Origin of the sequence: Streptomyces roseofulvus (assembly GCF_039534915.1) — a bacterium.
Lineage (GTDB): Bacteria > Actinomycetota > Actinomycetes > Streptomycetales > Streptomycetaceae > Streptomyces > Streptomyces roseofulvus.
This window is the reverse complement of the sequence record NZ_BAAAWE010000001.1, coordinates 6,536,776-6,559,668: the sequence shown is the minus strand read 5'-3', so window position 1 is coordinate 6,559,668 and position 22,893 is coordinate 6,536,776. Positions and strand designations below refer to the sequence as shown.

At 75.0% G+C, this 22,893-nt stretch carries 26 protein-coding genes and 1 tRNA gene; 12 read left to right on the top strand and 15 right to left on the bottom strand.

What is annotated here, in order from left to right; all coding sequences use genetic code 11:
* Nucleotides 1-2: 2 nt before the first annotated feature.
* Nucleotides 3-362: a hypothetical protein gene (locus tag ABFY03_RS30235; RefSeq protein ID WP_319013267.1), complete on the top strand. Its 360-nt coding sequence runs from the start codon at nt 3-5 to the stop codon at nt 360-362.
* Between the two features lie 15 nt (nt 363-377).
* On the opposite strand, the gene ABFY03_RS30230 is transcribed toward ABFY03_RS30235, so the two are convergent.
* Nucleotides 378-821 (bottom strand): YchJ family protein, encoded by a 444-nt coding sequence (locus ABFY03_RS30230; protein ID WP_319013268.1) that lies wholly within the window; start codon nt 819-821, stop codon nt 378-380.
* Nucleotides 822-964: 143 nt separating this feature from the next.
* On the opposite strand from ABFY03_RS30230, the gene ABFY03_RS30225 reads away from it, so the two are divergent.
* A complete protein-coding gene (locus ABFY03_RS30225) occupies nt 965-2,308 on the top strand; it encodes a 6-phospho-beta-glucosidase (protein ID WP_346171291.1) in 1,344 nt (447 codons plus the stop codon).
* 52 nt (nt 2,309-2,360) lie between these two features.
* Here the strand turns inward: ABFY03_RS30225 and ABFY03_RS30220 are convergent, their stop codons facing one another.
* From ABFY03_RS30220 to ABFY03_RS30210, 3 genes are all read right to left on the bottom strand, one after another.
* Complete coding sequence (locus ABFY03_RS30220; protein WP_319013270.1) at nt 2,361-3,179, bottom strand: SAM-dependent methyltransferase; 819 nt, start codon at nt 3,177-3,179, stop codon at nt 2,361-2,363.
* 76 nt (nt 3,180-3,255) lie between these two features.
* The gene (locus tag ABFY03_RS30215) at nt 3,256-3,492 is read right to left on the bottom strand and encodes a DUF397 domain-containing protein (protein ID WP_030495614.1); all 237 of its coding nucleotides are present in this window, start codon (nt 3,490-3,492) and stop codon (nt 3,256-3,258) included.
* Nucleotides 3,493-4,371: a helix-turn-helix domain-containing protein gene (locus ABFY03_RS30210; protein WP_319013271.1), complete on the bottom strand. Its 879-nt coding sequence runs from the start codon at nt 4,369-4,371 to the stop codon at nt 3,493-3,495. It lies immediately after the preceding gene.
* A gap of 263 nt (nt 4,372-4,634) precedes the next feature.
* On the opposite strand from ABFY03_RS30210, the gene ABFY03_RS30205 reads away from it, so the two are divergent.
* From ABFY03_RS30205 to ABFY03_RS30195, 3 genes are read left to right on the top strand one after another with little or no spacing between them, the layout of a single operon-like run.
* Nucleotides 4,635-5,126, top strand: coding sequence for an ATP-binding protein (locus tag ABFY03_RS30205; protein WP_346171290.1), 492 nt, complete (start codon nt 4,635-4,637; stop codon nt 5,124-5,126).
* 5 nt (nt 5,127-5,131) lie between these two features.
* Nucleotides 5,132-5,554, top strand: a complete 423-nt coding sequence (locus ABFY03_RS30200; protein ID WP_346171289.1) for a hypothetical protein — start codon at nt 5,132-5,134, stop codon at nt 5,552-5,554.
* Nucleotides 5,555-5,588: 34 nt separating this feature from the next.
* Complete coding sequence (locus tag ABFY03_RS30195) at nt 5,589-6,299, top strand: class I SAM-dependent methyltransferase (protein WP_319013274.1); 711 nt, start codon at nt 5,589-5,591, stop codon at nt 6,297-6,299.
* 6 nt (nt 6,300-6,305) lie between these two features.
* Here the strand turns inward: ABFY03_RS30195 and ABFY03_RS30190 are convergent, their stop codons facing one another.
* The 5 genes from ABFY03_RS30190 to ABFY03_RS30170 all read right to left on the bottom strand — a co-directional run bounded on the left by ABFY03_RS30190 (nt 6,306) and on the right by ABFY03_RS30170 (nt 9,846).
* Entirely contained in the window at nt 6,306-7,016 is a 711-nt protein-coding gene (locus ABFY03_RS30190) for a hypothetical protein (RefSeq protein WP_346171288.1), read from the bottom strand.
* A 95-nt stretch (nt 7,017-7,111) separates the two neighbouring features.
* Nucleotides 7,112-7,199 (bottom strand) — tRNA-Leu (locus ABFY03_RS30185).
* A gap of 270 nt (nt 7,200-7,469) precedes the next feature.
* On the bottom strand, nt 7,470-8,105 hold the full coding sequence (locus ABFY03_RS30180) for a class F sortase (RefSeq protein ID WP_319013276.1): 636 nt from the start codon (nt 8,103-8,105) through the stop codon (nt 7,470-7,472).
* Between the two features lie 84 nt (nt 8,106-8,189).
* Nucleotides 8,190-8,735 carry a hypothetical protein gene (locus ABFY03_RS30175; protein ID WP_319013277.1) on the bottom strand — a complete coding sequence of 182 codons (546 nt, stop codon included), beginning with the start codon at nt 8,733-8,735 and terminating at the stop codon, nt 8,190-8,192.
* A gap of 166 nt (nt 8,736-8,901) precedes the next feature.
* Nucleotides 8,902-9,846: a beta-ketoacyl-ACP synthase III gene (locus ABFY03_RS30170; protein WP_319013278.1), complete on the bottom strand. Its 945-nt coding sequence runs from the start codon at nt 9,844-9,846 to the stop codon at nt 8,902-8,904.
* Nucleotides 9,847-10,065: 219 nt separating this feature from the next.
* Between ABFY03_RS30170 and fdhD the strand changes: the two genes are divergently transcribed.
* A complete protein-coding gene (fdhD, locus tag ABFY03_RS30165) occupies nt 10,066-10,896 on the top strand; it encodes a formate dehydrogenase accessory sulfurtransferase FdhD (RefSeq protein WP_319013279.1) in 831 nt (276 codons plus the stop codon).
* A 6-nt stretch (nt 10,897-10,902) separates the two neighbouring features.
* Here the strand turns inward: fdhD and ABFY03_RS30160 are convergent, their stop codons facing one another.
* Nucleotides 10,903-11,316 (bottom strand): (2Fe-2S) ferredoxin domain-containing protein, encoded by a 414-nt coding sequence (locus tag ABFY03_RS30160; protein ID WP_319013280.1) that lies wholly within the window; start codon nt 11,314-11,316, stop codon nt 10,903-10,905.
* 25 nt (nt 11,317-11,341) lie between these two features.
* The gene (locus ABFY03_RS30155) at nt 11,342-12,373 is read right to left on the bottom strand and encodes a bile acid:sodium symporter family protein (protein WP_346171287.1); all 1,032 of its coding nucleotides are present in this window, start codon (nt 12,371-12,373) and stop codon (nt 11,342-11,344) included.
* Nucleotides 12,374-12,504: 131 nt separating this feature from the next.
* Here ABFY03_RS30155 and ABFY03_RS30150 point away from each other — a divergent pair, with 131 nt between their 5' ends.
* From ABFY03_RS30150 to ABFY03_RS30135, 4 genes are all read left to right on the top strand, one after another.
* A complete protein-coding gene (locus ABFY03_RS30150; protein ID WP_319013282.1) occupies nt 12,505-13,377 on the top strand; it encodes a LysR family transcriptional regulator in 873 nt (290 codons plus the stop codon).
* A gap of 729 nt (nt 13,378-14,106) precedes the next feature.
* Nucleotides 14,107-15,948, top strand: coding sequence for an AMP-dependent synthetase/ligase (locus ABFY03_RS30145; RefSeq protein WP_319013283.1), 1,842 nt, complete (start codon nt 14,107-14,109; stop codon nt 15,946-15,948).
* Nucleotides 15,949-16,113: 165 nt separating this feature from the next.
* On the top strand, nt 16,114-16,905 hold the full coding sequence (locus ABFY03_RS30140; RefSeq protein ID WP_319013650.1) for an aldo/keto reductase: 792 nt from the start codon (nt 16,114-16,116) through the stop codon (nt 16,903-16,905).
* 8 nt (nt 16,906-16,913) lie between these two features.
* Nucleotides 16,914-17,393, top strand: a complete 480-nt coding sequence (locus tag ABFY03_RS30135; protein ID WP_319013284.1) for an RICIN domain-containing protein — start codon at nt 16,914-16,916, stop codon at nt 17,391-17,393.
* A 24-nt stretch (nt 17,394-17,417) separates the two neighbouring features.
* On the opposite strand, the gene ABFY03_RS30130 is transcribed toward ABFY03_RS30135, so the two are convergent.
* Entirely contained in the window at nt 17,418-18,371 is a 954-nt protein-coding gene (locus ABFY03_RS30130) for a class I SAM-dependent methyltransferase (protein ID WP_346171286.1), read from the bottom strand.
* A 308-nt stretch (nt 18,372-18,679) separates the two neighbouring features.
* On the opposite strand from ABFY03_RS30130, the gene ABFY03_RS30125 reads away from it, so the two are divergent.
* On the top strand, nt 18,680-20,305 hold the full coding sequence (locus ABFY03_RS30125; RefSeq protein WP_346171285.1) for an ABC-F family ATP-binding cassette domain-containing protein: 1,626 nt from the start codon (nt 18,680-18,682) through the stop codon (nt 20,303-20,305).
* 15 nt (nt 20,306-20,320) lie between these two features.
* On the opposite strand, the gene ABFY03_RS30120 is transcribed toward ABFY03_RS30125, so the two are convergent.
* Entirely contained in the window at nt 20,321-21,055 is a 735-nt protein-coding gene (locus tag ABFY03_RS30120; RefSeq protein ID WP_346172326.1) for a class I SAM-dependent methyltransferase, read from the bottom strand.
* 40 nt (nt 21,056-21,095) lie between these two features.
* The gene (locus ABFY03_RS30115) at nt 21,096-21,401 is read right to left on the bottom strand and encodes a 4a-hydroxytetrahydrobiopterin dehydratase (RefSeq protein WP_319013287.1); all 306 of its coding nucleotides are present in this window, start codon (nt 21,399-21,401) and stop codon (nt 21,096-21,098) included.
* Between the two features lie 104 nt (nt 21,402-21,505).
* Between ABFY03_RS30115 and ABFY03_RS30110 the strand changes: the two genes are divergently transcribed.
* Nucleotides 21,506-22,321 carry a helix-turn-helix domain-containing protein gene (locus tag ABFY03_RS30110; protein ID WP_346171284.1) on the top strand — a complete coding sequence of 272 codons (816 nt, stop codon included), beginning with the start codon at nt 21,506-21,508 and terminating at the stop codon, nt 22,319-22,321.
* On the opposite strand, the gene ABFY03_RS30105 is transcribed toward ABFY03_RS30110, so the two are convergent.
* Entirely contained in the window at nt 22,311-22,727 is a 417-nt protein-coding gene (locus ABFY03_RS30105; RefSeq protein ID WP_319013289.1) for a hypothetical protein, read from the bottom strand. The two genes, ABFY03_RS30110 and ABFY03_RS30105, sit on opposite strands and share 11 nt — an antisense overlap.
* Between the last annotated feature and the right edge of the window lie 166 nt (nt 22,728-22,893).

The following is a 22,893-nucleotide window of genomic DNA, read 5'->3' as shown; positions in this document are numbered from 1 at the left end:
CCATGAGCCTTCTCGTCCACACCTTCGTCGTCGACGCCGACGGAAGCGAGCGCCTGCTGGAGGACCCGCCGCTCGGCCGCGAGCTGGCGGGCTTCGAGCGGAGCCGCACCAAGCTGTGGGGATCCCCCGCGATGCGTGCCCTCGGCGCGCGGTTCTTCCCGCTCCTCGACGGCTACGACCTGCGTGTCCAGCCCGAGGAGCTCGGGGAGTTCCTGGCCGAGTGCGCGACGGTCCGCCCGCACCTGCCCGCCCTCGCCGAGCACAGCGGCTACACGCTGGAGTACGTCACCGCCCGCTTCGACAACATCGTCGCCGCCGCCCACCGCGCCCGCGAGGTGAACGGCGGCGTCCTGGTCTGGTAGGCCCGGCGGGCCGGGTCAGTCGTCGGGGAAGTCGCCGTCGACGTACACCCAGGCGCCGTCGTGGCGGGCGAAGCGGCTGCGCTCGTGCAGCGCGCCGGCCTCGCCGCCGTGCGCGTACCGGGCCCGGAAGGTCACGGTGCCGGTCTGGTGGAAGGCGGTGCCCCCGGTCGTGTCCAGGATCTCCAGGCCCGTCCAGCGCATGCCGGGGTCCAGGTCGAGGGTGCCGGGCCGGGTCTCCGGGGCCCAGGTGCGCAGCAGGTAGGGCGCGTCGCCGACGACGAAGGCGCTGTAGCGGGAGCGCATCAGGAGTTCGGCGGTGGGCGCGGTGCCCGCCGTACCGCTGTGGAAGCGGCCGCAGCAGGCGCCGTACGCGGCGTCGAGGCCGCAGGGGCAGGGCGTGTCGGCGGTGACGGCCGGGGCGGGCGCGGGCGGGCGGGGCCGGGTCTTGCGTCGGGACATGCCGTCATTCTCCCTCAGACCCACCGCCCGGGACGGGGCCCGCTGCCCGCCATGGGGCCATGCTGCCCGCGATGCGGACGGCGGCGTGGACGCGGGGGCCGGTTCGGGCCGTCCGGCGGGGATGTCCGAGTAGCGTACGGGGCATGCGACTGACGATTCTCGGAGGCGGCGGGTTCCGGGTGCCGCTGGTGTACGGCGCGCTGCTCGGCGACCACGCCGAGGGGCGGATCAGCCACGTCACCCTGCACGATCTCGACGGGGACCGCCTGACGGCCATCGCGCGGGTCCTCGCCGAGCAGGCCGAGGGGGTGCCGGACGCGCCCGCCGTCACGGCCACCACCGATCTCGACGAGGCGCTGCGCGGCGCGGACTTCGTCTTCTCGGCGATCCGGGTCGGCGGGCTGGAGGGCCGGGCGGCCGACGAGCGGGTGGCGCTGGCCGAGGGGGTGCTGGGGCAGGAGACGGTGGGCGCGGGCGGGATCGCGTACGGCCTGCGGACCGTGCCGGTCGCCATGGCGATCGCCCGCCGGATCGCGGTGCTCGCCCCGGACGCCTGGGTCATCAACTTCACCAACCCGGCGGGGCTGGTGACGGAGGCGATGTCCCGGGTCCTGGGCGACCGGGTCGTCGGCATCTGCGACTCCCCCGTCGGTCTCGGCCGCCGGGTCGCGCGGGTCCTCGGCGCCGACCCCGACCGGGTGTGGATCGACTACGTGGGCCTCAACCACCTGGGGTGGCTGCGCGGGCTGCGGGTGGACGGGCGGGACGAGCTTCCCCGCCTCCTCGCCGACGAGGCGCTGCTCGGCTCCTTCGAGGAGGGGAGGCTCTTCGGCACCGAGTGGCTGCGGTCGCTCGGCGCGGTCCCCAACGAGTACCTGCACTACTACTACTTCAACCGGGAGGCCGTCGCCTCCTACCGGGGCGCGGAGAAGACCCGGGGCGCCTATCTCCTCGACCAGCAGGCCGGTTTCTACGCGGCGGCCGGAAAGCCGGAGACCCGTGCCCTGGACGCCTGGCACCGCACGCTCGCCGACCGGGAGGCGACGTACATGGCGCACAACCGGGAGGCCGCCGGGGCCGGCGACCGGGCGGAGGAGGACCTGGAGTCGGGCGGCTACGAGAAGGTGGCGCTGGCGCTGATGCGGGCGATCGCGCGCGGCGAGCGGGCCACGCTGATCCTGAACGTGCGGAACGGGCGGACGCTGCCGGGACTCGACGCGGACGCGGTGGTCGAGGTGCCGTGCCTGGTGGACGCCAACGGCGCCCGCCCGGTGGCCGTGGACCCGCTGCCGTACCACGCCATGGGGCTGGTGTCGGCGGTGAAGGCGGTCGAGCGGGAGGTGCTGACGGCGGCGCGGAGCGGGGCGCGGGCGGACGCCGTGAAGGCGTTCGCGCTGCACCCGCTGGTGGACTCGGTGGCGGTGGCGCGCCGGCTGCTCGACGGCTACACGGCGGCGCACCCGGGGCTCGCCTACCTGCGGGGGTGAGACGACGGGGGGAAGGCCCGCGGGCCTTCCCCCCGTGGCGTCCGCGCGTGGGTCAGGGCTTGCGGGCCACGGCGGCCCAGCCCGGGATCGGGTCGTCGCCCTGGACCGGCACCGGCTCGCCCAGCTCCGGGTGCCAGTCGGCGGTGAGCGAGACGCCGGGCTCGACCAGCTCCAGGCCGTCGAAGAAGGCGGCGAGCTCGTCGCGCGAGCGGGGCCGCAGGGTCATGCCGCGGGCCTTGTACATGCCGACGGCCTTCGCGGCGCCCTCCGGGTCGAAGTCGCCGGTGACCTGGGACAGGACGAGGTAGCTGCCGGGCGCGAGCTGGTCGACGAGCTTGGCGACGATGTCGTGGGCGCCGTCCTCGTCCCCGAGGAAGTGCAGCAGGGCCAGCATGGACAGCGCGATGGGCTGGTCGAAGTCAAGGACCTTTCCGGCCCGTTCGAGGATGGTCTCCGGGTCGCGGGCGTCCGCCTGGATGTACTCGGTGGCCCCCTGGGGGGTCGAGCGCAGCAGGGCGGCCGCGTGCGCGAGCACGATCGGGTCGTTGTCGCAGTAGACGATCCGGGACTCCGGCGCGGCCTGCTGGGCGATCTGGTGCAGGTTGGGCTCGGTCGGGATCCCGGTGCCGACGTCCAGGTACTGGCGCACGCCCCGGGCGCTGAGCCAGCGGATGGCGCGGTGCATGAAGGCGCGGTTGACCCGGGCCATGTCCCGGCCGCGCGCGTCGACGGTGAGGAGCTGGCGGGCCATCTCCTCGTCGACCGGGTAGTTGTCCTTGCCGCCCAGGAACCAGTCGTACATCCGCGCCGGGTGCGGCTTGCTGGTGTCGATCCGGATCTCGCTGCGGGCGGATGCGGGGTCCTGGGTCATCGTCGGCTCTCCTGGTCGGGACGAACGGGTGGCGCTGCTACAAGAGTTACGTGACGGTAGGCAGGGTGCGGAAGGGTCAGGTGAGCAGGAAGTCAGCCTGACCGGATTTGGCCCCCGCGATGAACGCGGCGATCTCCCCGTGGGTGTAGATGAGAGCGGGTCCTTCAGGGTCTGCGGACTGTCGCACGGCGACCCTGCCGTCGGCCAGCTTCATGGCCTCCACGCAGTTGCCCCCGTTCCCGCCGCTCCAGGGCTTGTGCCATCCCTCGGCACCTAGCTCCGCGGCGGGCATGCCGTTGTATATGCGATCCATTCACAGCTCCTTGCGGAGACCCCGGAGGATCTCCTTCGTGCGTTGTGCAGTCGCGGCCTGCGCCGCCATCCGGTCCATGACCTCCAGGTGGGACGCCACCTCGGGGCGCGCGTCGAGGTAGACGGCGCCGGTCAGGTACTCGCTGTAGACCATGTCCGGGAGTTCGGGCATGGCGAAGCGGAAGAGGACGAAGGGACCGTACGTGCCGGGGTGGTGGCCGGACGCGAACTCCGCGATCTGCAGGGTGACGTTCGGCAGCTCGGACGCTTCGAGCAGCCGGTCGAGCTGGTCGCGCATCACCTCGGGCCCGTCGCCGACCGGCCGGCGGAACACCGTCTCGTCCATGATCACCCAGAATCGGGGGGCGTCCTCCCTGGTCAGCAGGGACTGACGCTCCATCCGCAGGGCTACATGCCGTTCGATGTCCTCTTCGCGCGCGGTGTCACCGCCACCGCCGCCGACCGCTCCGCTGCGCAGAATGGCGCGGGCGTACTCCTCGGTCTGGAACAGACCGGGGACGAACTGGGGCTCGTAGGACCGGATGAGGCTCGCGGCCCCCTCCAGGCTGACGTACATGGAGAACCAGCCGGGCAGCACGTCGTGGAACCGCTGCCACCAGCCGGGCAGGTTGGCCTCCTCGGCGAGCGCGACGAACGCCTCCGCCTCGGCCTCGGCGATCCCGTAGGTCTTCAGCAGCAGCTGGACGTACGGGATCTTCAGCGCGACCTCGGCGGTCTCCATGCGGCGGACGGTGGCCGGGGCGACGTGGAGGACCTTCGCGGCCTCCTCCCGCTTCAGGCCCGCGCGCTCGCGCAGATCCTGCAGACGCCGGCCGAGGACGACCTGCCCCACCGTGGGGGCGGACCGCGGCTCGCTCACTCTCAGACCTCCCCGACGCGCTGTTTCGATGAGTGTGCCACGAGACAGGGCCAGAGAGAACACGGCACTCTGCAATTTTCAGAGTGCCACTTGCCAAGTGTCCGCGTCAGGAGGACAGTGTTCCGGTGAACCAGTACACACTGCCGCCGGTGCGCCCCCGGGCCCCGGCGACAGCGACGTACGGCAGCCCTGCCCACTGTTGTGAGGAACCGGTCGTGGCCTCTGGTAACGCGCAGCCCTCAGGTCTCATGAGCCCCCGAGTCATGGCCCAGCGCCCGCAGGCCCGCCACGATCCCGCTCCCCACGACGCCCGGTTCCGCGATCCCCACCACCGGGACGCCCCGCACCGCGCCCCGCTGCGCCGCATGGCCTTCGAGCTGCCCGCGCGCACCGAGTCCGTGAGCCGCGCCCGCCACCTCACCGAGGAACGGCTGATCCTCTGGGGCTGCGGACCGGAGATACGCGACACGGCCGCCCTGGTCGTCTCGGAACTGGTCACCAACGCGGTCCTGCACACCGCCAGCAGCCGGATCGTCTGCGAGGTCCGCGAGGGCGCCGAAGCCCTCCGCATCGCCGTACGGGACGAGGGCGGCCCGGCCGGCCCCCGGATACGCGACTGCGGCGCGGACGAACGCGGCCGCGGCCTCCTCATCGTCGACGCGCTCTGCGCGGCCTGGGGCGCCGAGCGCACCGGCCACGGAACGGCCCAGATCGTCTGGGCGGAACTGCCCCTCGCCCTGGGAGAGCCATGCTGAAGTCCATGGCGACCCTGCTCGTCCCCCGCGCCCGCCGCTCGCCCGAGAACGGCCCCGGCCGCGCCCTCGTCTCCACCCGCCTCGCCGTCCCCACCGGCCTGCACACCGGCCTCGGCTGCGACGCCGTCGGCGTCCCGGCCCGTTTCGGCTTCAAGATCCTCTCCCGGCTGCCCGCCAAGGGCTGCGTGTACGCGGACACCGACTGGTGGTGGTGGCTCGTCCCGGCCGGCTCCGACCTCGACCTGGTCTGGCCGCTGCCCGCCTGTTACGCCCGGGGCGCCGAGATCCCCGACCGCGGTCCGCGACTGATCCACCACCCGGACGGCACCTCCCCCTACACCCCGCCGATCCCCCTCTACCTGCTGGTCTGCCAGCTCACCGGGATCGCCCCGGCGTGGCCCGCCCCGCAGGTGCGCAGCGCCCTGTGACCGTCCGACCGCCCGGCTGCGTAGAGTCGGTGCCATGTTCACCCCGCAGGGCCCGACCCTCCGCGAACTGACCAGGCAGGCGCTCTCCTCGGTCGAGCACGGCTACGACCTCCTGGCGCCCCTGTTCGAGGCGACCCCCTTCCGCACCCCGGACCGGATCCTCACGGCGGTGGCCGGCGCCCTGGCGGAGCTGGGCCCCTTCGAGTCGGGCCTGGACGTCTGCTGCGGCACCGGCGCGGGCCTCCCCGTCCTCCGCTCGGTCTGCGCGGGCCGCGTCGCCGGCGTCGACTTCAGCACCAACATGCTGGCCGAGGCCCGCCGCCGGCACCCCGGGGCGACCCTGGTCCGCGCCGACGCCCTGGCCCTGCCCTTCGCCCCGGCCTTCGACCTGGCGGTCAGCTTCGGCGCCTTCGGCCACTTCCTCCCCGACGCCCAGCGCACCCTCTTCGCCCAGGTCCACGCCGCCCTCCGCCCCGGCGGCACCTTCGCCTTCCCCCTCCCGGCCCCGCCCCCGGTCGGCTCCCGCACCTACTGGGCCCTCTGGGCCTTCGACGCGGCGATGCGCCTCCGCAACGCCCTCTGGCGCCCCCCGTTCGTCATGTACTACCGCACCTTCCGCCTCCCGGACGTCCGCACCCGCCTGGAACAGGCGGGCTTCGAGGTCACCCACGTCCCCCTCACCCCCTTCGGCCACCGCCCGGACGGCAGCCCGAACTGCCGGCTGGTGGTCGCGCGGAAGGGCTGAGGGGCGTCAAGGCAGCTCGCCGCCCCAGAAGGCGGAGTCACCGGTGAAGCCGACGCTCACCTCGACCTCGATCAGGTCCGCCGCACCGGGCGGCACGTCGAAGCCGTAGACCGCGACGGCCTGCCGGTCCGGGAGCAGGCCGCCGGAGAGCGGCAGCAGCCCTTCCGCGCCGTCGAAGACCTGTACCGCCTCCCGGCCGTCGCCGTCCCGGGCCTGGACGACCACGTTCACGAGTTCGAGCCGTTCGCCGGTCTCGTTGCGGACGGTCACCTCCACCTTCACCGCGATGTTCCCCGCCTTGTGCCCGGCCGACGAGTCCGCCGGGCTGAAGCGCTCGGGGGCGGAGACCGTCACCTCGACCCCGCTCTCGTACCGGTGGGCCCGCCCGAACGGGAGCAGCCCGTCGGCGGAGTTCTCGCCGGGCGGCGAGGTCGCGGGCGGTCCGGTCGTGGGAGCGGTGGAGGTGTCGCCCGCCGTCGCCGACGGGGCGGGGGTGCGGGTCTTCTCGCCGTCTCCGTCCCCGAACGCGCCGGTGCCCGCGAGGAGCCCGGCGACGCCGACGGCGAGGACGACGGCTCCGACCAGGGCGAGCAGCCACGCGCGGCGGCGCGGGGGCCGGGCGGAGGATCCGCTGAGCGGTCCGGGCGGCGGGCCGGACGGCGGTTCGCCGCCCCCGGAGGGCCGGCCGGCGGAGCCGGATGTGTTCGCGTCGCCCATGGCACGCCTCCGTGGTCCCCGAGAGGGATTCCCCTCAGGGTAGGCGCGGCATGCCGAAAGCGCCGGTCGATACGAGATCGACCGGCGCTTTCGTCTGGTGTCCGAGGGGGGACTTGAACCCCCACGCCCGATAAAGGGCACTAGCACCTCAAGCTAGCGCGTCTGCCATTCCGCCACCCGGACAAGGTGTCTGTCGTTTCGCGGGGCGTTCCCCGCGGCGACATGGATAACTCTACCAGGGGTTCGCGGGGGCTTTCACCAGCGTTTTCCGTCGTCGGGGGTGGTCCCGTGCGCCGGTGGACCCCGGGTCGTGACCGGGCGCACGGGGACCGCCCATCCCCGAGGGATGCCGCCTCGGCGGCCTGGAGCCGGGCGCCCCCCGACGCCCGCTCCGGGTACCACCTTGTCCCCGGCGGGTTGGTCCAGGCCACTTCGTGTCCGGAATACGTCAGGTCAGCGGACGGCGGTGAGGCGCGCGGAGACGACGACGTTGCCGGTGTAGCCGGTGGCGCGGGTGTAGGGGCCGCCGCAGGTGATCACGCGGAGTTCGGGGGTGCCGGTGGAGGCGTAGACGCGCTCGGCGGGGAAGCCGTCCTTCGGGACGAGCTCGACGCCGTGGACGGTGAAGACGGCGGTCCGGCCGTCGGCGCGGCGGATCTCGATCGCGCGGCCGCGGGTGAGGGAGCCCAGGGCGTGGAAGACGGCCGGTCCCGCCGGGGTGTCGACGTGGCCGACGACGACGGCGGTGCCGGGTTCGCCGGGGGTGACGGCGCCGGTGTACCAGCCGGCGCGGCCGGGGTGCTCGGGCGGCGGGGCCTCGATCCAGCCGTCGGCGTCCAGGCCGACCTGGGTGAGCGGGGCGTCCACGCCGAGCGCGGGGACGGCGACCGCCAGCGGGGCGGCGGCCGGGAGGCCCGGGCGGGCCGGCGGTGGCGGGGGTGCCGGGGCCGCCGGGGCGTCCGCCGCGAGGGGCCGGGGCGGACCGGAGGCGGTGAGCTGCTCCGTACCGCCCCGGACCAGGTGGACGCCGACGAGGAGGAGGACCGCGACGACGCCCCAGGCGCCGCGCCGGCCGTACGCGCTCTCCACGGGCTCGGCCTCCTCGGCTCGGATGCGGTGCTGCTGGTCGCCCCTCCGTCCCGGACCTCGTCACACCGGGGCGGAGGGGCCGTCTCAGGGGCGGCCGCCGGACCGGCCGCGGCGGCGGGCGAGGGCGACGGCGGCGCCCAGGGCTCCGGCGATGAGGACGGCACCGGTCGCCAGCTCGGCGGTGCCGAGGGCGTCGGAGCCGGTGGAGCTGCCGAAGCCCGCCTTGACGCCCTTGCGCGGGGCGGGCGGGGCGGGCGGAGTGACCGGGGCCGGCGGGGTGGTGCCGTGGGCGACGGTCAGGGTGGTGGTGCCGCGCTCGCCCTTGCAGTCGAAGGCGATCTCGTACTCGGCGCCGGCCTTCGCGTCGAGGTCGACGGTGGCGGTGCCGGGGCGGCCCTCGGTGAGGGTGACGGTGTCGAAGATCCCGGAGGTGACCGTCACGGACGGGACCTCGCAGCCCTCCGTGGTCAGGGTGACCGTCCCGCCGGGGGCGACCGTGCTCGGGGTGACGGAGAAACCGAAGGAGGTGACGTTCGGCGTGGTTCCGTCGTCGGCGGAGGCCGTGGGGGCGGACACCGCCACGGCCGCGGTGATCAGCAGGGCGGCGGAAGCGGTACGTATCGCGCGCATGCGGTCCTCCGGGTCGCGGCGGGGGCAGGCGCGCGGAGCCGCTCCGCGTCCGGGTCCGGCGCCGTCGGCGCGGGCACCCCCACCGCGATCGAAGCTAGGTGCGGCCCGGGGGCGCCGCCACCGGGCCCTCCTCGCGCTGCGCCGTACGGGGCACGCGGCGGGGCGTTCAGGGGACGCGGACGACCTGGCCGGCGTAGGAGAGGTTGCCGCCGAAGCCGAAGAGGAGGACGGGGGCGCCGGAGGGGAGCTCGCCGCGCTCGACGAGCTTGGCGAGGGCGAGCGGCACGGAGGCGGCGGAGGTGTTGCCGGAGTCGACGACGTCCCGGGCGACGACCGCGTTGACGGCGCCGATCTTCGCGGCGAGCGGCTCGATGATCCGCAGGTTGGCCTGGTGGAGGACGACGCCGGCGAGGTCCTCGGGGGCGATGCCGGAGCGGGCGCAGGCCTCGCGGGCGAGGGCGGGCAGCTTCTGGGTGGCCCAGCGGTAGACGCTCTGGCCCTCCTGGGCGAAGCGCGGCGGGGTGCCCTCGATGCGGACGGCGTGGCCCATCTCGGGGACCGAGCCCCACAGGACGGGGCCGATGGCGCCGGTGTCGGTCTCGGTGGCCTCGACGATCACGGCGCCGGCGCCGTCGCCGGTGAGGACGCAGGTGGTGCGGTCGGTCCAGTCGGTGATCTCGGTCATCTTGTCGGCGCCGATGACGAGGGCGCGGCGGGCGGCCCCGGCGCGGATCGTGTGGTCGGCGGTGGCGAGGGCGTGGGTGAAGCCGGCGCAGACCACGTTGAGGTCGAGGGTGGCGGGCGCGTCCATGCCGAGGCGGGCGGCGACCCGGGCGGCGGTGTTGGGCGAGCGGTCGATCGCGGTGGAGGTGGCGACGATGACGTAGTCGATGTCCCCGGCGGTGAGCCCCGCGGCGGCGAGCGCCTTGCCCGCCGCGTGCGCGGCGAGCTCGTCGACCGGCTCCTCGGGACCGGCGACGTGCCGCGTGCGGATGCCGACCCGGCTGAGGATCCACTCGTCGCTGGTGTCGACCCGTTCGGCCAGGTCGTGGTTGGTCAGCACCTTGGCGGGCTGGTAGTGCCCGAGCGCGGCGATGCGAGTGCCCGTCATCCCGGGACCCCCTCGATGGTTCGTTCAGCGGCAGGAGCCACCCAGTCTTGCCAGCGACTGATGGGTAACAGGTGACGTAAACCACCAAGATTCCCCCGAGTCGCCTGTCCGACCGTGACAAGGGGTCAGGCGGCGCACCGGGTTCGGGCGGGGGGCACCGGGGTGGCGGACAATGACAGGGTCAGGTCGGGAACAGCGAGGGAATCGAAGGCGGCGGGGATGGGACGGGTCACCGAGCGACGGCGAGTCACGCGGATCCGCGGCGGGGCGGTGAGCGCGCGGCCGGACACGCTGGTGGCGGAGGAGCCGCTGGAGATCCGGCTGAACGGGCGGCCGCTCGCCGTCACCATGCGGACGCCGGGCGACGACTTCGCGCTGGCGGCGGGGTTCCTGGTGAGCGAGGGGGTGCTCGCCTCGGCCGCCGACGTCCGGTCCATCGTGTACTGCGCGGGGGCGAAGGAGGACGGCACGAACACCTACAACGTGGTGGACGTGAGGCTGGCGCCGGAGGTCGTCGTCCCCGACATCACACTGGAACGGAACGTGTACACGACCTCGTCGTGCGGGCTGTGCGGCAAGGCGAGCCTGGACGCGGTGCGGACGACGGCGCGCTTCCCGATCGCGGACACTCCCCCGGTACGGGTCTCCCCCGCGCTCCTGTCGGAGCTGCCGGTGCGGCTGCGGGCGGCGCAGAGGGTCTTCGACACGACGGGCGGGCTGCACGCGGCAGCGCTCTTCTCGGAGGACGGCGAGCTGCTCGACGTGCGCGAGGACGTGGGCCGGCACAACGCGGTGGACAAGCTGGTCGGGCGGGCGCTGCGGGAGGACCTGCTGCCGCTGGACCGGGCGGTGCTGCTGGTGTCCGGGCGGGCCTCGTTCGAGCTGGCGCAGAAGGCGGTGATGGCGGGGATCCCGGTGCTCGCGGCGGTGTCCGCGCCGTCCTCGCTGGCGGTCGACCTGGCGGCGGAGACGGGGCTGACGCTGGTCGGCTTCCTGCGCGGGCCGGACATGAACGTGTACGCGGGCGAGCACCGGGTCGTGCCGGCCTGAGAGGCCCTAGTTCTTCGGCGGGTCGATCATCTGGAGGGCCAGGGTCGCCGGGGGCGGGGCGAGGCCGGGGCCGCCGGCCTCGGTCCAGGCGAGGATGTCGTCGAGGCAGTCGTCGTCGAGGGTGAAGCCGATCCAGGCGGCCCGGCCGCCGCGGCGGCGGCCCTCGGTGGAGGGCTGCACGACGACGATGTTGGCCTGGGCGCAGGGGCCGAGGCAGTCGCTGGTGCGGACGGCGAGCTTTCCGCCGGAGGCCGCGGCGGCGGCGCGGAGCCGGTCGAGCTGGGCGGCGTGGTCGGTGCCGGGGTTCTTGCGGGGGTCGCCGCAGCAGCAGCCCCGGCAGACGACGAGGGAGCAGGGACGGGACCCGTACCGTATGGGGACGCGGTGCGCGCGGGTGCGGCCGGGATCGAGTGAGGGCATGGGAGCACCGTAGCGGCCCGGGTGATCACCCGGGAGTGACGGTCGGCGCGGGCGTGCCCGGGACGGGGGCGCCGGCCCCGGTCTCCTCCGGGTCGCGGGACCGGCGCCGGGCGAGGACCGCGCAGACCATGAGCTGCATCTGGTGGAAGAGCATCAGCGGCAGCACCGCGAGCGAGGCGTGTGCGCCGAAGAGGACGCTCGCCATGGGCAGGCCGGCGGCCATGCTCTTCTTGGACCCGGCGAACTGCACGGCGATCCGGTCGGCCCGTCCGAACCCGAGCTTCCCGGCGCCGTACCAGGTCAGGGCCAGCATCAGGGCGAGGAGGACGGCCTCGGCGGCGAGCAGCAGGGCGAGCCGGCCGGGGGTCACCAGGTGCCAGATGCCGGCGACCATGCCCTGGCTGAAGGCGGTGTAGACGACGAGGAGGATCGAGCCCCGGTCGACGTGTCCGAGCGCCTTCTTCCGCCGGGCCAGGAAGCCGCCGACCCGGCGGCGCAGCGCCTGTCCGAGCAGGAACGGCACCATGAGCTGGAGGACGATCCTGACGACGGCGTCGGCGGAGAGGCCGCCGGTGTGCCCGCCGAGCAGGGCGGCGGCGAGCAGCGGGGTCAGCACGATGCCGGCGAGCGAGGAGAAGGAGCCGGCACAGATCGCGGCCGGCACGTTGCCGCGGGCGATCGAGGTGAAGGCGATCGACGACTGGATGGTCGACGGGACCAGGCAGAGGAAGAGGAACCCGCTGTACAGCTGGGGGGTGAGGACGGCGGGGACGAGTCCGCGGGCGGCCAGGCCGAGCAGCGGGAAGACGAGGAAGGTGCAGCCGAGGACGGTGAGGTGGAGCCGCCAGTGGCGCAGTCCGTCGAGCGCCTCCCGGGTGGAGAGCCGGGCGCCGTAGAGGAAGAACAGGAGGGCGACCGCGCCGGTGGCGGCGGCCTCCGCGACGCCGGCGGCCGCGCCGGAGGCGGGCAGCAGGGCAGCGAGGCCGACGGTGCCGAGCAGGGCGAGGACGTAGCCGTCGACCGGCAGCCGGGCGGGCAGGCGGGGGCGTCGGTTCATGGCTCCACACGGGCGGGGACGGGTCGGGTCGGGTGCGCCGGGCGCGGTCCCCATCCTGGTCGACGGGACGGTCATCGGGAATCCCGTACAGGGCACTGACTGTCATCGCGATCCGCGATAGCGTCGGCTCCGTGTACGAGCCCACCCAGCTGCGCACCTTCCTCGCCGTCGCCCAGACGCTGAGCTTCACCCGGGCGGCCCGGCGGCTCGGGCTGCGCCAGTCGACCGTCAGCCAGCACGTGCGGCGGCTGGAGGAGGCGACCGGGCGGCCGCTCTTCACCCGGGACACCCACAGCGTGGAGCTGACCGAGGACGGGCAGGCGATGCTCGGCTTCGCCCGCACGATCCTCCAGGCGCACGAGCGGGCGGCGGCCTTCTTCACCGGGACGCGGCTGCGGGGCCGGCTGCGGTTCGGCGCCTCGGAGGACTTCGTGGCGACCCGGCTGCCGGAGATCCTGGAGTCCTTCCGGCGCGCCCACCCCGAGGTGGACCTGGAGCTGACCGTCGGCCTGTCCGGGGTCCTCCAGGCGCGGCTCGCGGCGGGCCGGCTCGATCTGATCCTGGCCAAGCGGGGCGCCGGGGCGGACGGCGAGGGCGGGGTGCCGGTGTGGAGCGACGTCCTGGTCTGGATCGGGGCGCCGGGGCTGCGGCTCGACCCGGAGCGCCCGGTGCCGCTGATCGTCTATCCCCCGCCGGGCATCACCCGGGCCCGCGCGCTCGCGGCCCTGGAGGCGGAGGGCCGGGCCTGGCGGATCGCCTGCACCAGCTCCAGCCTGAGCGCCAACGTGGCGGCGGCCCGCGCGGGGCTGGGCGTGATGGCCCACACCCGCGGCCTCGTCCCACCCGGCCTCGTCCCCGTACCGGCCCGCGCCGGCCTGCCGGAACTCGGCGAGGTCGACTTCGTCCTCCGCAAGGGCCGCCGCGGCGGGGCGACCCAGGAGGCGGCGGACGCCCTGGCGGAAGCGATCCTGAAGGGCGGCGACGGCCTCCGCCGCCCGGGATGACGGGCGGGGCGGGCGCGCGGCGGGGCACGGCCGGGGTCTCCGTGGGGCGGCAGCCGAGGGCGCCCGGGCCGGCGACGGGCTGCGGCGCCGGGGCCGGTGCGGCGGCTGCGGTCCCGCGCCACCAGGGGTACGGCGACGGCACCGGCCCCCGCGCCACCGGGCCCCCGGTCTACGGCACCGGCCTCCGCGCCACCGGGGTACGGCTCCGGGCCGCCGGGGAGTACGGCGACGGCTCCGGCCTCCGCGCCACCGGGCCGCCGGGGTACGGCACCGGCCTCCGCGCCGCCGGGGTACGGCACCGGCCTCCGCGCCACCGGGGTACGGCACCGGCCCCCGCGCCACCGGGCAGCGGCTACAGCCGCTGCCCCGGGCCGCCGGGGCGCCGGCCCCGGGGTCCCGGGCGCCGGCCCGGAGGGCTCCGCGGGGCGCCGGCCCCGGGCGCCCGGGCGCGGGCGCGGGACCTCGGGTGGATACCGGCCGGTCTTGGGGCGTGGTCGGGGGGTACAGATTCGGTGGAGACTTGGCGGGGGTGGGGCGTACCGAGCGGTACGCAACGGGCCCCGGTCGGCCGTCACTTGCCTTCTCACCGGCCCTGACCTGTGCGAACGGGGAATGTCGCGGCTTGGTGAAGGTCCTGCCGCCGCCGCTTCCGGTGGGGTACGGTCACGGCGCCGCAGCCGTCACAGCGGCCCCTTTCAGCCACCGAGCCGTCGAGGGAGGAGCAGGTCCGTGCGCGAGTTCACCGTGCCGCCCGTCGAGGCGGCTCCGCTGAGCGGCGGCCTTGCGGACGCCGTCTTCGCCCGCGCCGCCGACACCCCCGACGCGGTCGCCTTCGGACGCCGGGCGGCCGACGGGTCCTGGGAGGACGTGAGCTGCGCCCGGTTCCGGGACGAGGTGCTGGCGCTGGCGAAGGGGCTGGTCGCGCACGGGGTCCGGTTCGGCGACCGGGTCGCCATCATGTCCCGTACCCGCTACGAGTGGACGCTCTTCGACTTCGCGCTGTGGACGCTCGGCGCCCAGCCCGTACCGGTCTACCCGACCTCCTCCGCCGACCAGGTGCACTGGATGCTGCACGACGCCGAGGTCACCGCGTGCGTGGTGGAGCACGAGGACCACGCCATGACCATCGGATCCGTCGTGGACCGGCTGCCCCGGCTCCAGCGGCTGTGGCAGCTGGACCCGGGCGAGGACGCCGGCCCCGGCGCGGTCGCGGAGCTGACCGCCGCCGGGGAGGGCATCGACGAGGACGTCGTGCACCGGCACCGCCGCGCGGTCACCCCCGAGTCGGTGGCGACGGTCATCTACACCTCGGGGACCACCGGCCGCCCCAAGGGCTGCGTGATCACCCACGCCCACTTCCTGCACGAGACGGACGCCCTGCTCGCCGGCTGGGAGCCGGTCTTCCGCTCCCGCCCCGGCGACCAGGCGTCCACCCTGCTCTTCCTGCCGCTGGCCCACGTCTTCGGGCGGATGGTGGAGGTGGCGGCGGTGCGCGGCGGGGTGAAGCTGGGGCACCAGCCGTCGATGACCGCCTCCGCGCTCCTGCCCGACCTGGTGTCCTTCCGGCCGCGTTTCGTCCTCGCCGTGCCGTACGTCTTCGAGAAGATCTTCCACGCGGCGCGGCGCAGGGCCGAGAGGGACGGCCGGGCGGCGGTCTTCGACAAGGCCGTGGACGTGGCCGTGAAGTACGCGGAGGCCCTGGAGCAGAAGGCGTTCGGCCAGGGTCCGGGGCCGTCGGCGGCGCTGCGGGTGCAGCACCAGTTCTTCGACAGGACGGTGTACACCAAGGTGCGCGAGGCGCTGGGCGGCCGGATCCGGTACGCGATGTCGGGCGGCTCGGCGATGGACCGCGCCACCGGGCTGTTCTTCGCGGGCGCCGGCGTCACCGTCTTCGAGGGGTACGGCCTGACGGAGTCGACGGCCGCCGCGACCGCGAACCCACCGGGCCGGGTCCGGTACGGCACGGTGGGCCGGCCCGTGCCGGGGACCACCGTGCACATCGCGGAGGACGGCGAGGTGTGGGTCCACGGCGGCCAGGTCTTCTCCGGCTACCTCAACGACCCGGCGGCCACCGCCGCCGTCCTGAACGACGGCTGGCTGGCCACCGGCGACCTCGGCTCGCTGGACGCCGACGGCTATCTGACGATCACCGGGCGGAAGAAGGAGATCCTGGTGACGTCCGGCGGCAAGAGCGTGGCGCCGAGCGGACTGGAGGAGCGGGTGCGGGCGCACCCGCTGATCGCCCAGTGCCTCGTCGTCGGCAACGACCGCCCGTACGTCGCGGCTCTGGTGACCCTCGACCAGGAGGCGGTCGACCACTGGCTCGCCATCCAGGGCAGGCCGCCGCTCTCCCCCGCCGAGCTGGTCCGCGACCCGGACCTGGAGACGGAGATCCGGCGCGGGGTGGTGGCCGCCAACACCCTGGTGTCGCAGGCCGAGTCGATCCGCACCTTCCGGATCCTCGCCCACCCCTTCAGCGAGGAGCACGGGCTGCTCACCCCGTCGCTGAAGCTGAAGCGCAAGGCGATCGAGCGGGCGTACGCGGCGGAGGTCGAGGCGCTGTACGGCTGACGGGGCCGTGGCGCGCTCGCGGAATGACCGGCGCCGGGTGATCGTTGTGCCCTTGGGGCGAGGCGTCCGCGCGGCGCCCGCCGACGACCATGACGACGTAAGGATCCATCCCACGTGAGCACGGACAGCAAGGTCCCCTCGGTCATCCTGAACAACGGCGTGGCGATGCCGCAGCTCGGCTTCGGCGTCTGGCAGGTGCCGGACGACGAGGCGGCGAAGGCCGTGGCCACCGCCCTGGAGGCCGGCTACCGCTCGATCGACACGGCGGCGGTCTACGAGAACGAGCGCGGCACCGGCGAGGCCGTCGCGGCCTCCGGGATCCCCCGCGAGGAGCTCTTCGTCACCACCAAGCTGTGGAACAGCGAGCAGGGCCACGACAGCACGCTGCGCGCCTTCGACGCCTCGCTGGAGCGCCTCGGCCTCGACTACGTCGACCTGTACCTGATCCACTGGCCGGTGCCGGCGAAGGACGCGTACGTCGACACCTACAAGGCCCTGGAGAAGATCCTCGCCGACGGGCGCGCCAAGGCGATCGGCGTCTCCAACTTCCTCCCGGAGCACCTGGAGCGGCTGACGGCCGAGACCTCGGTGGTGCCGGCGGTGAACCAGATCGAGCTGCACCCGCAGCTGGCGCAGGCCGAGTCCCGCGCCGTCCACGCCGAGCTGGGCATCGCGACCGAGGCGTGGTCGCCGCTGGGCCAGGGCCGCGGGCTGCTCGACGTCCCGGCGCTCGTCGCCATCGCCCGCAAGCACGGGCGCACCCCCGCCCAGGTGGTGCTCCGCTGGCACCTCCAGCTGGGCAACGTGGTCATCCCGAAGTCGGTGACCCCGTCCCGGATCCGCGAGAACATCGAGGTCTTCGACTTCGAGCTGGACGCGGAGGACGTCGCCGCGATCGGCGCGCTGGACGAGGGCCGGCGCCTCGGCCCGAACCCGGCCGAGTTCAACGTGGCCTGAGGCCCCTGGTGAGGGGGACGGCGGACGGGGGCACGGCCCCCGTCCCGGAGGGGCTGTACCGGGTGCGGAACGTGGGCAGCGGGCTGCTCCTGGAGGTGTACGCCGGTTCGCGGCGCGGGGGCGCCAAGGTGCAGCAGGGCGCCGCGTCGGACGCGCCGGGGCAGCACTGGCGGGTGTCGCCGGTGCCGAACGGCGGCGGGCTCTACCACCTGGTCAACGCGGCCAGCGGGAAGCGGCTCGACGTGGTGAACGCCTCCACGGAGCCGGGCGCGCTCGTCCAGCAGTGGCGGGCGAACAACTTCGGCGCCCAGGAGTGGATCATCGAGCAGGACGTCCAGGCACCCGGGACGGTCGCGCTGGTGAGCTTCATCAGCGGGCTGCTGCTCGAAGTGGCGGACGGGTCGGCGGCCGAGGGTGCCGACATCCGCCAGGGGGAGGACACCGACTCCCCGTTCCAGTGGTGGCGGCTGGAGCCGGTGTCCTCCTGAGGCGGGCGGGGCGGCCCGCGCGGTTCAGCCCTTGCGGGCGGTGTGGACCGTGTGGGCCGTCAGGTGGAAGAGGTCCGTCCGGCGGTGCAGGGAGTGCTCGTCGGCCGGGTCGAGGAGCCGGTCGAGGACCGTGCGGTCCTCGGCGGCCAGGTGCTCGCCCATGCCCTCGCGGAGCCGCTCGAAGTGGCGGACGGCCAGCTCGCGGACGACCGGCGGGACCGGCGCCGGGACGTCCACGAGGAAGGTGCGGGTGCCGGCCGGGGTGAGGCCGGCCGCGGCGAACAGGGCGCGCCAGTCGTCCGGTTCGCGGACGGCGCCGGGGAGTTCGGCGCGCATCCGGGCGAACCAGTCGGCGTGTTCGGCGTCGAGGCGGGCCTCCAGGCCGGGGCGGCCGATGCCGATGTCCCGGGGCAGATGGCGGAGCGGCAGCCCGCCCTCGACGAGGGCGACCAGGCCGCCGGGGCGCAGCAGCTTCGCGAAGTCGGCGAGCGCGGCCCGCTGGTCGCCGAGGTGGTGCAGCGAGTTGCCGGCCCACAGCAGGTCTGCCTCGCCGAGTGCGCCGGTCTCCTCGGGGAGTTCGGCGCGCAGGGTGGAGACGCGGCCGCCGAGCCCCTGGTCCTCGGCGCGGGCGCGGGCCCGCTCCAGGAGCTCCGGGGTGCCGTCGACGGCGACAGCCTCGGCGTACGGGAACGCCTCCGCGAGGAGCGTGGTGATGACGCCGGGGCCGCTGCCGATGTCGAGCAGGCGGCGCACGCCGCCGGCCGGCACGAGGGTGCCGAGCCAGGCGGCGGCCTCCCGGTAGGCGCCGCCGGCGACCTCGGCCTGGCGCTCCAGGAGCGGGGCGAGCCGGCCCCAGTCGAGCTCGGTGCCGTCGCCGTGGGAGTGGCCGTGGGAGTGACCGGTGGACGGGGTGTGGCCGGGGGACGGGGCGGGGCCGTGGCCCGCTCCGTGGTGGTGGGCGTCGCGATGCTGGGTCATGGGACCAGAGTGCGCCGGATCCCGCCGGAAACGCGAGAAAAGTTGCCGGTACGGCAAACGTGTCGGCGCCCGGACCCGGCGCGGCCGCCGGGGGCGGGGCACGGGCGCCCCTGCCGACGCGACTCGGGGTGCGGGGTGTGGTGGGCGCGGGAAAAGTCGCGGGACGTCGTCCGCGGCGGCTGTTAGCCTCGGACGTATGGGTACGTTGTACTACTTCCTCTGATTCCGGGTGCCGGCCCGGTCGCCGTCGCGGCCGCGGGCCGGTTTCGTGTGCCCTTTTTCCACGCAACCCGCAGAGGAACACACCCATGCGCGCTCGCGCCCAGCTCTCCCTTCGTCAGGTCGGCGTCTCCTTCGGGGACCGGCGGGTCCTCGACCAGGTCTCGTTCACCGTCCGCCCCGGCGAGAAGGCCGTCGTCGTCGGCGAGAACGGCTCCGGCAAGTCCACCCTGCTCCGGCTGCTCGACGGCGGTCTGGCCCCGGACGAGGGCGAGGTCCTCGTCAGCTTCCCGGGCTCCGTCGCCCGGCTCGCCCAGACGCTGCCGGAGACGTACCCCGTCGGGCCGGACGACACGGTCCAGGACGCCGTCGATCTCGCCCTCGCCGAACTGCGGAGTCTGGAGGCCGAGTTGAGGGCGGCCGAGGCGGGCCTCGGCGCGGCGGGACCGGACGAGCTCGCCGCGTACGGAACGCTCCTCGACCGCTTCGAGGAGCGCGGCGGCTACCGCGCCGACGCCGAGACAGCCGCCTCCCTCGACGCCCTCGGCCTCGGGCACCTCACCCCCGACCGGCCGCTCGCCACCCTGTCCGGCGGCGAGCAGGCGCGGCTCGCGCTGGCCTGCGTGCTCTCCTCCGGCGCCGAGCTGCTGCTGCTCGACGAGCCGACGAACCACCTCGACCGCGACGCCGTCGACTGGCTGCGGGGGCGGCTCGCCGCACACCGGGGCACCGCGCTCGTCGTCACCCACGACCGGTCCTTCCTCACCGGCTTCGCCACGACGGTCCTGGAGGTCGACCGGGACCGGCGGACCGTGCTGCGGTACGGGGACGGCTGGGCCGGCTACCGGTCCGCGAAGGCCGCCGAGCGCCGCCGCCGCGAGCAGGAGCACCTGGAGTGGCGGGAGGAGGTGGCCCGTACCGAGGAGCTCGTCGCGGCGGCGGGGCAGCGGCTCGCGGTGACCGGGAAGGATCCGCGCCAGGGCTTCGGCAAGCACCGCCGCTCCAGCGAGAACAAGCTCTCCGGGCAGGTGCGGACGGCCCGCCGCCGACTGGAGGAGCTCCTGCGGGAGCCGGTGGCGGCGCCGCCGGAACCGCTGCGCTTCGGCGGCCGGTTCACCGGCGCCGCCCCCGGCGCGGACGTGCTCGTCGAGCTGGCGGGGATCCGCTGCGGCGACCGGCTCGCGGTGGACGGGCTGCGGATCGGGACCGGCGAGCGGCTGCTGGTCTCGGGTCCCAACGGCGCCGGGAAGACGACCCTGTTGCGGCTGCTCGCCGGTGAACTCGCCCCGGACACCGGCGTGGTCCGCCGGACGGGCCGGGTCGGGCATCTCGCGCAGGAGCTGCCGCACTCCCCCACCCGCCGGACCGCCCTCGCGGTCTGGGCGGACGGCCGGCCGGGGCCGCCGGAGGAGCACGCCGGGGAGCTGCTGGCGCTCGGCCTGCTGCGGGAGGAGGACCTGCCCGTGCCGGTGGCGGCGCTCTCGGCAGGGCAGCGCCGGCGGCTGGAACTGGCCCTGCTGGTCTCCCGCCCGGTCGATCTGCTGGTCCTGGACGAGCCCACGAACCACCTCGCGCCCGCGCTGGTGGAGGAGTTGGAGGAGGCGGTCGCCGCGTTCCCGGGCGCGGTGGTCGCGGTCTCCCACGACCGGGAGTTCCGCGCCCGCTTCGCCGGCCGCCGACTCGAACTGGCCGGCGGCCGGGTGGCCGCCTGCTGACGGCTCGCGGCGCGGCTAGACCGTCTTCGCGTAGGCGGCGAGGCGGTACTCGGGTGCCGGGCGGGGGCGGTCCTGGTCCGGCAGGGCCGCCAGGGCGGCGGCGAGGGCGTCCGTGGCGGCCGGGTCGCCCCGGAACCAGGAGGCGTAGTACCCGGCGCGGAGTCTGCGGGCGGTGGACTCCGGGGTGGCGCCCTGGCCGTGGCCGGTGAAGGTGGCGGTGCCGACCGGGGCGAGACCGTGGGCGGCTGCGAGGGCGTCGACGCGTCCGGCGCGGTCGTGTGCGGCGCCGGCCGCCCGGTGCGGGCGCAGCAGCGCGTCGATGTCGCTGCCGACGTCGTGGGCGGCGTCCTTGTCGACGGTGACGGCGAGGACGCCGCCGGGGCGCAGCACCCGGGCCGCCTCGGCGACGATCTCCCCGGTGAACGGCACCAGATGGAGCAGCCACACCGCGCAGACCGCGTCGAGGCTCGCGTCGGGGAAGGGCAGCCGGCGGGCGTCGGCACGGACCACCCGGCCCGGGAGGCGCCGGTCGGCGGTCCGGAGCATGGCGTGCGCGGCGTCGGCGCCGAGGACGCGGAGCCCGGGCCGGGCGATCCGTTCGGTGACGAGACCGGTGCCGCAGGCGAGGTCGAGCAGGGTGCGGGCGCCGGGCGGCAGCAGCCGCAGCACGGCGCCGGCCGCCGCCTCGGCCCGGGGCACGCCGCCCCGGGTCTCGTCGTAGTGGGCCGCCTCGGTCTCGTAGTCGAGCAGGGTGTCCGCCATGGAGGGCAGCCTACGAGCGGACGGTCCGTCAGTGGGCGCCGTGGGCGGGGGCGATGGCCTCGACGCGCTCGGCGAGGGCGAAGTCCTTCTCGGTGAGGGCGCCGCCGGCGGAGTGGGTGGAGACGGCCAGGGCGACCGTGTCGTAGCCGAGCGTCAGGTCCGAGTGGTGGTTCAGCTCCTGCTGGACCTGGGCGACGTGGACGACGAGCGCGGTGGCGGCGAAGTGGTCGGGGAGCCGGTAGGAGCGGACCAGGCGCGCGTCCTCGACGGACCAGCCGGGCAGCTCCCGCAGTCGGTCCTCGATCTCCTTCTGAGACAGCGGCTGCGTGGGCACGGGGGTGCTCCCTCCGGTCGGTGGTGCGCGGGGCGGGGTACGTGGTGCGGGCGACGGTCCCCGTGGGAACGTACCCGGTCACTCCTCTGGGATACCGTCTGCGCATGACAACAGTCGTGAGCGACACGGGGGTGGGAGCGCTGCTGCGCGGCTGGCGCGAGCGGCGGCGGCTGAGCCAGCTGGAGCTGGCCCTGCGGGCGGACTCCTCGGCGCGGCACATCTCCTTCGTGGAGACGGGCCGGTCGCGGCCGAGCGAGGAGATGATCCTCAAGCTGGCCGAGCACCTGGACGTGCCGGTGCGGGACCGCAACGCGCTGCTCCTCGCGGGCGGTTACGCGCCCCGGTACGCGGAGTCGACGCTGGACGCGCCGGAGCTGGAGACGCTGCGGGAGGGCCTCGCGCGGCTGCTCCAGGGGTACGAGCCGTACCCGGCGGTGGTGGTGGACGGTTCGTACACGGTCGTGGCCGCCAACCGGGCGATCGGGATGCTCCTGGAGGGGCTGCCGGAGCATCTGCTGACGCCGCCGATGAACGTCATGCGGATCACCCTGCACCCGGAGGGCCTGGCGCCCAGGATCCGCAACCTGCGCGAGTGGCGGGGGCATCTGCTCGCCCAGATGGAGCGTCAGATCGCCTTCGCCCGCTCGGAGGCGCTGCGGGCGGTGTACGAGGAGGTGACGGCGTATCCGCTGCCGGAGCCGGCGGCCGGCGGTGCCGCCGAGGACCCTGCGGACCCGGAGCCGTACCCGTACTTCGCGCTGCCGCTGCGGATCGAGCACGACGGGCGGGTGCTGTCCTTCGTGTCGTCGATCTCGACGTTCAACACCCCGATGGACGTGACCGTCGCCGAGCTGGCCATCGAGACGATGCTCCCGGCCGACCCGGCGACGGTGGAGTACCTGCGTTCCCTCAGCGACTGACCGCCCGCAGCGCGGACCACTGGAGGACGGCGAAGCCGGCGACGGTGCCGGCCTGCATCGGGGTCCAGACGAGTCCGGCGGTGGTGGGGTCGAGCCAGGCGGCGAGGGCGACGAGGCTGAGCACGGCCCAGAGCAGGTTGGCGTCGACGACCAGCTTCACGGCGAGCGCCGGGGGCGCCGGCCGGCTCGCGAGCCAGGCGACGCCGGCGGCGAAGGCGGTGAGGAAGAGGCCGAGTCCGAGGAGCAGGGCGGGGTCCACGCCGAGGAGGTCGCCGAGCGGGCCGGAGGCGAGGGCGTAGGCGAGGCCGTTGGCCCCGGTGACGACGGCGTCCAGGGCCAGGAACCGGCGGACCATGGACTGCGGCCGGGTGGTGCGGGCGAGACCGGCGAGCAGGGCCTGGGACATGGCGGATCACCCTCCTGAGGGGGTCGTTCGTGCGCTGGGGAGCCGGTGCCCGGGCGGAGTGCGCCGCCCGGGTTCCGGTGCTTCAGAGCTTGCCGCCGACGGCGGGTGCGGGTCGATTACCTGGGAGGTCATGCCGGAGTCCGGACTCCCGCCGCGCGGGCCGGGC

Bases quoted from the DNA above. Each gene is read 5' to 3' on its own strand.
- ABFY03_RS30235 (WP_319013267.1), top strand. From the start codon at position 3: ATGAGCCTTCTCGTCCACACCTTCGTCGTCGACGCCGACGGAAGCGAG.
- ABFY03_RS30230 (WP_319013268.1), bottom strand. From the start codon at position 821: ATGTCCCGACGCAAGACCCGGCCCCGCCCGCCCGCGCCCGCCCCGGCC.
- ABFY03_RS30225 (WP_346171291.1), top strand. From the start codon at position 965: ATGCGACTGACGATTCTCGGAGGCGGCGGGTTCCGGGTGCCGCTGGTG.
- ABFY03_RS30220 (WP_319013270.1), bottom strand. From the start codon at position 3,179: ATGACCCAGGACCCCGCATCCGCCCGCAGCGAGATCCGGATCGACACC.
- ABFY03_RS30215 (WP_030495614.1), bottom strand. From the start codon at position 3,492: ATGGATCGCATATACAACGGCATGCCCGCCGCGGAGCTAGGTGCCGAG.
- ABFY03_RS30205 (WP_346171290.1), top strand. From the start codon at position 4,635: ATGGCCCAGCGCCCGCAGGCCCGCCACGATCCCGCTCCCCACGACGCC.
- ABFY03_RS30200 (WP_346171289.1), top strand. From the start codon at position 5,132: ATGGCGACCCTGCTCGTCCCCCGCGCCCGCCGCTCGCCCGAGAACGGC.
- ABFY03_RS30195 (WP_319013274.1), top strand. From the start codon at position 5,589: ATGTTCACCCCGCAGGGCCCGACCCTCCGCGAACTGACCAGGCAGGCG.
- ABFY03_RS30190 (WP_346171288.1), bottom strand. From the start codon at position 7,016: ATGGGCGACGCGAACACATCCGGCTCCGCCGGCCGGCCCTCCGGGGGC.
- ABFY03_RS30175 (WP_319013277.1), bottom strand. From the start codon at position 8,735: ATGCGCGCGATACGTACCGCTTCCGCCGCCCTGCTGATCACCGCGGCC.
- ABFY03_RS30170 (WP_319013278.1), bottom strand. From the start codon at position 9,846: ATGACGGGCACTCGCATCGCCGCGCTCGGGCACTACCAGCCCGCCAAG.
- fdhD (WP_319013279.1), top strand. From the start codon at position 10,066: ATGGGACGGGTCACCGAGCGACGGCGAGTCACGCGGATCCGCGGCGGG.
- ABFY03_RS30160 (WP_319013280.1), bottom strand. From the start codon at position 11,316: ATGCCCTCACTCGATCCCGGCCGCACCCGCGCGCACCGCGTCCCCATA.
- ABFY03_RS30155 (WP_346171287.1), bottom strand. From the start codon at position 12,373: ATGAACCGACGCCCCCGCCTGCCCGCCCGGCTGCCGGTCGACGGCTAC.
- ABFY03_RS30140 (WP_319013650.1), top strand. From the start codon at position 16,114: ATGCCGCAGCTCGGCTTCGGCGTCTGGCAGGTGCCGGACGACGAGGCG.
- ABFY03_RS30130 (WP_346171286.1), bottom strand. From the start codon at position 18,371: ATGACCCAGCATCGCGACGCCCACCACCACGGAGCGGGCCACGGCCCC.
- ABFY03_RS30125 (WP_346171285.1), top strand. From the start codon at position 18,680: ATGCGCGCTCGCGCCCAGCTCTCCCTTCGTCAGGTCGGCGTCTCCTTC.
- ABFY03_RS30110 (WP_346171284.1), top strand. From the start codon at position 21,506: ATGACAACAGTCGTGAGCGACACGGGGGTGGGAGCGCTGCTGCGCGGC.
- ABFY03_RS30105 (WP_319013289.1), bottom strand. From the start codon at position 22,727: ATGTCCCAGGCCCTGCTCGCCGGTCTCGCCCGCACCACCCGGCCGCAG.